This is a genomic window from Paenibacillus sp. FSL R7-0340 (assembly GCF_038002205.1).
Lineage (GTDB): Bacteria > Bacillota > Bacilli > Paenibacillales > Paenibacillaceae > Paenibacillus > Paenibacillus polymyxa_B.
The window spans coordinates 3,684,961-3,692,500 of sequence record NZ_JBBOBY010000001.1 but is presented as its reverse complement, the minus strand read 5'-3'; the positions used below and the strand labels follow the sequence as shown (position 1 = coordinate 3,692,500).

The 7,540-nt window shown below is 46.9% G+C and carries 3 protein-coding genes and 2 rRNA genes (1 of these 5 cut by a window edge); all 5 read left to right on the top strand.

Translation table 11 applies throughout. From position 1 onward, the window contains the following. Window positions 1-1,494: ribosomal RNA gene (locus MKX59_RS16075) — 23S ribosomal RNA — on the top strand (it extends 1,431 nt beyond the left edge of the window). 150 nt (window positions 1,495-1,644) lie between these two features. Next, window positions 1,645-1,761, top strand: a 5S ribosomal RNA gene (gene rrf, locus MKX59_RS16070). A gap of 956 nt (window positions 1,762-2,717) precedes the next feature. Beyond that, window positions 2,718-3,542 (top strand): thioesterase II family protein, encoded by an 825-nt coding sequence (locus MKX59_RS16065; protein ID WP_028541396.1) that lies wholly within the window; start codon window positions 2,718-2,720, stop codon window positions 3,540-3,542. Window positions 3,543-3,758: 216 nt separating this feature from the next. Next, complete coding sequence (locus MKX59_RS16060) at window positions 3,759-5,654, top strand: ABC transporter ATP-binding protein (RefSeq protein ID WP_081365948.1); 1,896 nt, start codon at window positions 3,759-3,761, stop codon at window positions 5,652-5,654. Next, window positions 5,629-7,494 carry an ABC transporter ATP-binding protein gene (locus MKX59_RS16055; protein ID WP_028541394.1) on the top strand — a complete coding sequence of 622 codons (1,866 nt, stop codon included), beginning with the start codon at window positions 5,629-5,631 and terminating at the stop codon, window positions 7,492-7,494. The genes MKX59_RS16060 and MKX59_RS16055 overlap by 26 nt, the downstream gene beginning before the upstream one ends. Window positions 7,495-7,540 lie beyond the last annotated feature (46 nt).

Genomic DNA, 7,540 nt, shown 5'->3' with positions numbered 1-7,540 from the left:
GTCGAAATTCCTGTACCACCGTAATCCGTTATGAGCGATGGGGTGACGCAGTAGGGTAGTGACGCGGACTGATGGATGTCCGTCTAAGCAGTGAGGCTGGTGTGTAGGCAAATCCGCACATCGTAAGGCTGGGCTGTGATGGGGAGCGAAAATTGTAGTAGCGAAGGTCATGATCTCAGACTGCCAAGAAAAGCCTCTAGCCAGGAGAAGGTGCCCGTACCGCAAACCGACACAGGTAGGCGAGAAGAGAATTCTAAGGCGCGCGGAAGAACTCTCGTTAAGGAACTCGGCAAAATGACCCCGTAACTTCGGGAGAAGGGGTGCCTCGGTAGGGTGAATAGCCCGAGGGGGCCGCAGTGAAAAGGCCCAAGCGACTGTTTAGCAAAAACACAGGTCTGTGCGAAGCCGCAAGGCGAAGTATACGGGCTGACGCCTGCCCGGTGCTGGAAGGTTAAGGGGAGTGGTAAGCCTTCGGGCGAAGCTATGAACCGAAGCCCCAGTAAACGGCGGCCGTAACTATAACGGTCCTAAGGTAGCGAAATTCCTTGTCAGGTAAATTCTGACCCGCACGAATGGCGTAACGACTTGGGCGCTGTCTCAACGAGAGATCCGGTGAAATTTTAATACCTGTGAAGATGCAGGTTACCCGCGACAAGACGGAAAGACCCCATGGAGCTTTACTGCAGCTTGATATTGAATTTGGGTACGATCTGTACAGGATAGGTGGGAGCCGTTGAACTTTGAGCGCCAGCTTGAAGGGAGGCATCCTTGGGATACCACCCTGATCGTATCTAGGTTCTAACTTGGTACCGTGATCCGGTGCGAGGACAGTGTCAGGTGGGCAGTTTGACTGGGGCGGTCGCCTCCTAAAGAGTAACGGAGGCGCCCCAAGGTTCCCTCAGAATGGTTGGAAATCATTCGAAGAGTGCAAAGGCAGAAGGGAGCTTGACTGCGAGACCTACAAGTCGAGCAGGGACGAAAGTCGGGCTTAGTGATCCGGTGGTACCGCATGGAAGGGCCATCGCTCAACGGATAAAAGCTACCCTGGGGATAACAGGCTTATCTCCCCCAAGAGTCCACATCGACGGGGAGGTTTGGCACCTCGATGTCGGCTCATCGCATCCTGGGGCTGAAGTAGGTCCCAAGGGTTGGGCTGTTCGCCCATTAAAGCGGTACGCGAGCTGGGTTCAGAACGTCGTGAGACAGTTCGGTCCCTATCTGTCGTGGGCGTAGGAAATTTGAGAGGAGCTGTCCTTAGTACGAGAGGACCGGGATGGACGTACCGCTGGTGTACCAGTTGTTCCGCCAGGAGCACCGCTGGGTAGCTATGTACGGAAGGGATAAGCGCTGAAAGCATCTAAGCGTGAAGCCCCCCTCAAGATGAGATTTCCCAATTAGTAAGACCCCTTGAAGACGACGAGGTAGATAGGTTGGGGGTGGAAGTGCAGTAATGCATGGAGCTGACCAATACTAATCGGTCGAGGGCTTATCCTAAATAAAACGCAAATAAGTTTCGGATCCAGTTTTCAGGGTGTAACCTTGAAGGTATGTACAAGTGACATACGACAAGCGCGTGGCTATTCATTCACACGATATGTGATGAACCGAATAACCGTACGATAGAATTTACGATGTAAATTCATGTTTGGTGGCGATAGCGGAGGGGTTCCACACGTACCCATCCCGAACACGACCGTTAAGCCCTCCAGCGCCGATGGTACTTGGACCGCAGGGTCCTGGGAGAGTAGGACGTCGCCAAGCAAGATTAAAGAGCACAGCCTTAATGGGCTGTGCTCTTTTTGTATACCATAAGGCTTTCGCGTTTTGGAAAATATACAAGAAACCCATACATATACTCCATTCCACTAAATTAATATGATTGGGGGATAACTACAATAAAGCTTACAACACTCTGCATATCGACCGATAGTGAAGTCAAACATAATGAAATTTATAAAGCAGCAAGTCTCCAACAACAGGGAGCCTTGCTGTTTGCCGTTACTGTTTTTTGAGGGGGAAGATTAAAAGTAAGGCTATAAATTTCTAGAGAACAGGTACTTTTGAAGCGAGATAGAAACGTTTCTATTAGAGTTTGAAAAGAAAATTCATAGCTTTGGGAGAGAAAAACTCAATCCGAACTGAATTTTTTAGACGAAGAGTCAGAAAAAAATATGCAAAATATGGTCCTTTAGGACTATGAAATAACAATATTTATTACAAAATTAAAGAGTTATTAATTTTGGCTTATGTGAGCTTGATACAAATTAAATCCATTATTTAGGAGGTTAAAGAGGGTTGCGGAAAAAGGCGGAATTTGTCGGATGATATCAGGTTGAATTTGTTACATTTATGTTAATGGCATGTAAAGATAAAATTGTTGTAGGATAAGGGGTTGGAGCTTCAATGTAAATCATAATGAGTTTAGTTTTACAAAATTCGTGAAAACCAAAAATTTCGTTTTAAACTAAATTAACAGATCATGATTGACAGATAACTAATACAAAAAGTGAAATTGTTGCTTTTGAAGTTTGGAAACAAATAACATAATATGGATTTTGTTTTATTTTTATGAGCTCCATCAATTTAGCCCTTTTGTCCCATGCCAAGCGGTTTTAAAGTTTGTATATTTAAAAACAGTTAGAAAGTGTTGGAAGAAAAAAAGAGATATAAGGATTTACTGTAAAATTATGAACTGCATAGAGGATGGAGGAATTCATTTGACAACTCGATCACAATCTTGGTTCGCAAAAACAGAGGTCCAACCGACTGCGAAGCTCCAACTATTTTGCTTCCCCTACGCTGGTGGTGGCGCTTACATATTTAACTCTTGGAAGTCTAGGTTCGCGCCTGATATTAACGTGTTGCCTATACAACTTCCAGGACGTGAAAGCCGCTCAACAGAAGCTCCAATGGATACTCTTCAGGACATCGTTCAATCGTTGATTCCCGCTATGGCCCCATACATGCATAAGCCGTTCGCTTTTTTTGGGCACAGTATGGGTGCACTGATTGCATTTGAAACAGCACGACAGTTGTACAGCAAAACTGGAAAGCTACCTGTGCATATCATCATATCTGGTAAATCCGCACCACATCTTCCATACTCCAAAAAACGACTCCATGATTTAGCAGACGATTCTTTCACCGAAGAGCTTCGTTTGATGCAGGGAACACCTGAAGAGGTGCTGCAAAATGCAGAATTGATGCAAATTATTATGCCTCGTCTGCGTGCAGATTTTAAGGTATGTGAAACTTATGTTTATCAGCCGGGAAATCCACTGGTATGTCCGATGACCGTTTTAGGCGGAATGAAGGATTTTGAGGTTAGCACAGATTCACTCCATGCCTGGCAACAGCATACGACATCACCTATGGATGTTCAGATGTTCGAAGGTAATCACTTTTTCATCCATGAACAAGAACAAGAAGTTATGAGCGCAGTCGAGAACATTCTTTCTACATCCTCGCCGATGGCCCACGCGGCAGCAGCTCATACAGCTTACAACACAAGCACCCTACAACCACGATTCAGACAGAGTTGAATGTCCCACACATCACGATACACTTCGTTATTACCATCTCAGCAACAATCGACAACCAACCCACAAACAAGATGCAAATTCCAGCATAGTTCAAAATCGCATTTTATTCTGTACGGATACTCATGCATCCAAACCCAGAGTTTATCTCAACGACGTCCACAGCCAATATAAAAAGTTCCCACTGAAAAAGTGTGGGCAACGAAAAGAGGGATGCCCTTGTTTCGATCAAATTCTGCTTTTCGGAGAGTCGCACGTTATGTAAGGCCGTATAATCTATGGGTTTTCATAACGGTGATCGCCTCCTTGTGTTTGGCAGCTATTGACATTATTTTGGGTAAGGCTATTGAGCAAATGGCACAGGGGACATTCTCCTCTACCCAGAACATGATCTATCTGGTTGTTGGTATGACGCTAATTGGAATGCCCTGTAAGTTTGTGATGAGGTACGCTTCAGCGCGTTTTAGTGTTAGTGCTCTGCGCGACTTGAGAGGCGATCTCGTACATAAGTTTTGCGATTTACCGGTTTCCAGCGTGGAAAGGAAATTTACCGGAGATTTGGTATCCCGTCTAACCAATAATACGGCAGTATTACAGAACTTTTTTATCCAGCAGTTTTCCAATCTGTTTTATTTACCGCTTGTGTTTACGGCATCACTCATATTGCTTTTACTGACAAGCTGGAAACTGATATTGGCAAGTCTTGCGCTCATGCCAATAGGAATGATCATAACATCACTAATGAGCAAGCCGATTGAAAAATATTCCGCAGATCTTCAGGAGAAAATTGCTCATTTGAACGCTGTGGGGCAAGATGCAATCGGAGGAATCCCTATCGTCAAGGCATTCAATATGCAAGCTGTGCTGTTGAAGAAGTATATGGTGATTATGGAGGAGGTCGTCAAGCGCGGCTTAAGGCTAGAAAAGCGCTATGCAGCCATTACTCCAGTAGGTGTGATGATGCTGGCAACACCAATTATTTTGGTCATTGTATACGGAGGATACCTGATACAACAAGGAGAGCTGAATGCTGGAGGCATTGTACTTTTTTTATACCTGATTTCGTTCATATTACAGCCGATTGCCATGCTGCCGACAATCATTTCGCAAATGAAGGAAGCGGGTGGAGCCGCAAAGCATTTGTTTGAGGTGCTGGATTGGCAGAATGAACGTCAGGACGGCGAAATGACCTTGGTAGATCAGAGGCGAGAGAATAGGGCGCCTCATTTGGAAGACGATGCAGATGGGGAAGCCAACCGAATGAGTGAAGGCGGAGCAGAAAGCGATGATGGCGTTGATGGTGTTGCTATAGTCAGCTTTGAGCATTTGACCTTTGGCTACGATGAAGGGAACACAGTGCTGAAGGATATCAGCTTCCAGGCAGGGCAAGGGGATATGGTGGCGATTGTCGGTGCCAGCGGTGGCGGTAAAAGCACGATTTTCAAGCTGCTTTGCGGATTTAATGAACCTGGAGAGCATGCCGGAACCATTCAACTATTTGGAAAGAGTTTGACAGATTGGAATTTAACAAGCCTGCGCAGTCATATTTCGATGGTATCTCAGGAGTCGTCGCTTTTTCCGGCCACCATTGCAGAAAATATCGGATATGGACGTCTGGAGGCGACTCGGGAAGAAATTGTCGAGGCGGCGAAAGCGGCACATGCGCATGATTTTATTGTTCAACTTCCCGAGGGCTATGAAACCCTGTTAAGCGAGCGGGGAGGCGGATTGTCTGGCGGTCAAAAACAGCGTATTTCTATAGCAAGAGCATTACTGAAAAATGCTCCGCTGCTTCTATTGGACGAGCCGACTTCAGCACTCGATAGTCAGTCGGAGGCTCAGGTGCAGAATGCGATGAATGCGGTAATGCAAAACCGGACGGTACTGGTCATTGCTCATCGACTGTCAACCGTACGTCAGGCGAACCGTATTATTGTACTCGATCAGGGGAGCATTGTGGAATCGGGTTCTCATGAGGAATTACTAGGTCGTGATGGTGTGTATCGAAAGCTGTATTTGAAAAATTTTGAAGAAGAACAGCATACGGCGGAAAACGGTAATTCGTTGCCTGAGGAAAGGAGTGAGCGTCGTGACCTTCAAGCAGGGGTTTTATGAATTTAAGCAGTTGATGTCCCTGATGAAGCCGCATCGAAAATGGTATTTTACCGGGCTGGTTGGCAATAGTCTGACCAATGCCAGCATCACGATTTTACTTTCTTTCGTGGTGCATTATTTGCTGAATTTTGCGGTTAATGGCGATGTACAGGAGCTATACCGAGCGGTCTATTTGGTCAGTGGTACATTTTTGGCATTAAGTCTTATTTCCCCCCTGTGCAGCTATATGTATAAACGGTGTGTAAAGCTGGCGATTGCCGATGTACGAATGAAACTATTTGGCCACATTGTCAAGCTATCGTACGAAAAAGCCGAAAAACACCATTCGGGTGATCTTGTATCCCGTATGACGAACGATGTACAGGCGCTGGAGCAGGCTTACACCGTTCATATCCGCTCGATTATACTAGAAATTTCGCTTTTCTTGGGCTCGTTGGTCATTTTGATGGTTCTGGATTGGCGATTTGGGATTATGGCGGTTTTACTTGGGCTGGCTTCAGCCTGGATAAACGCTCATTTCGCGAAGAAAATGCGAAAGACGAGTGAAGAGTTACAGGGACGGATGAGCAGGTTCACGGAACGATTGAGTGATTTGCTTTCCGGTTTGCAGACGGTGAAGTTGTTTGGGTTGAGGACAAAGGTAGGTGGACTTTGTAACGATGCAAGCGAGGACATAAACCGCATCAGCATTCGGCAGGGACGTCATATGGGCTTGCAGGATATGTGCAATTTTGTCATAGAGTTCATCACGCTGGGCGGTGTGCTTGTCGCCGGATTGATTCTGGTATCGCAGAAGCAAATGGAACTGGGGGTATTGGGACAGATTGTGCAGCTGCAAACCGGTATTTCAACGGTGTTTTTGGAGCTAGGGGCGGCTGTAACACTGTTACAAAACTCCTTGGCAGGCTTGGCGCGTATTCGTGAAATTCTGGATGAGTCGAAGGAAGAGGAGCAGTTCCCCGCGGCTAAAAAGAAGGGACCGCTGACTAGGCTTATCGATCCCGAGACGGCAGCTTTATCAGCCCGTGAATCTGGGGGATTCTATGGCGATGTTGAGAGCTTGCGTTCAGACCACGCCATTGAACAGACTCCGGCTGCGCTGGAGCTGCACGACATCACCTTTGGCTATCAGCCTGACCATCCAACGCTGCAAAGGTTAAACTTGGTCGTGCCAGAAGGGCAGGTAACCGCGCTTGTCGGCCCGAGTGGTGGTGGCAAAAGCACAGTCATGAAGCTGTTGCTGGGATTTTACCCACCGGACGAAGGTGTGCTGCGGGTTCGTGGTCGCTTGGCAGAAGAATTTCCGTTGGATGAGGTCAGGGATTTAATGGCCTATGTACCACAGGAGGCTACGCTGTTCCACGGTACAGTAGCGGATAATATCCGTTTTGGCTCACCGGCTGCCACGGATGAAGAAGTAGAGGCTGCGGCCAAAACAGCCTATGCCAGCGGCTTCATAGGCGAGCTGCCAGAGGGGTACGACACGATTGTCGGTGAACGCGGAGCCAATTTGTCCGGCGGTCAAAGACAGCGGATCGCAATTGCCCGTGCTTTGCTCAAAAATGCACCGATTTTGCTGTTGGATGAAGCGACCTCGGCTTTGGATGCAGAATCGGAATATGAAGTCCAGCAGGGCTTAAATGAGCTGATGAAGGATCGTACGACATTAGTTATTGCCCATCGATTGTCTACGATTGAACGGGCGGATACGATCTGTGTCCTTGCCGATGGCGAACTGAAAGAGCAGGGTACCCATGATCAGCTCCTTGCCGAGGGAGGTCATTATGCAGAGCTGTATGAGCTTCAATTTCGAAAGCATCCCGAGGAACAAACCGCATAAATATGCGAATTTCCTTTTTACCAATATCTATTTTGCGAGGAGAGAA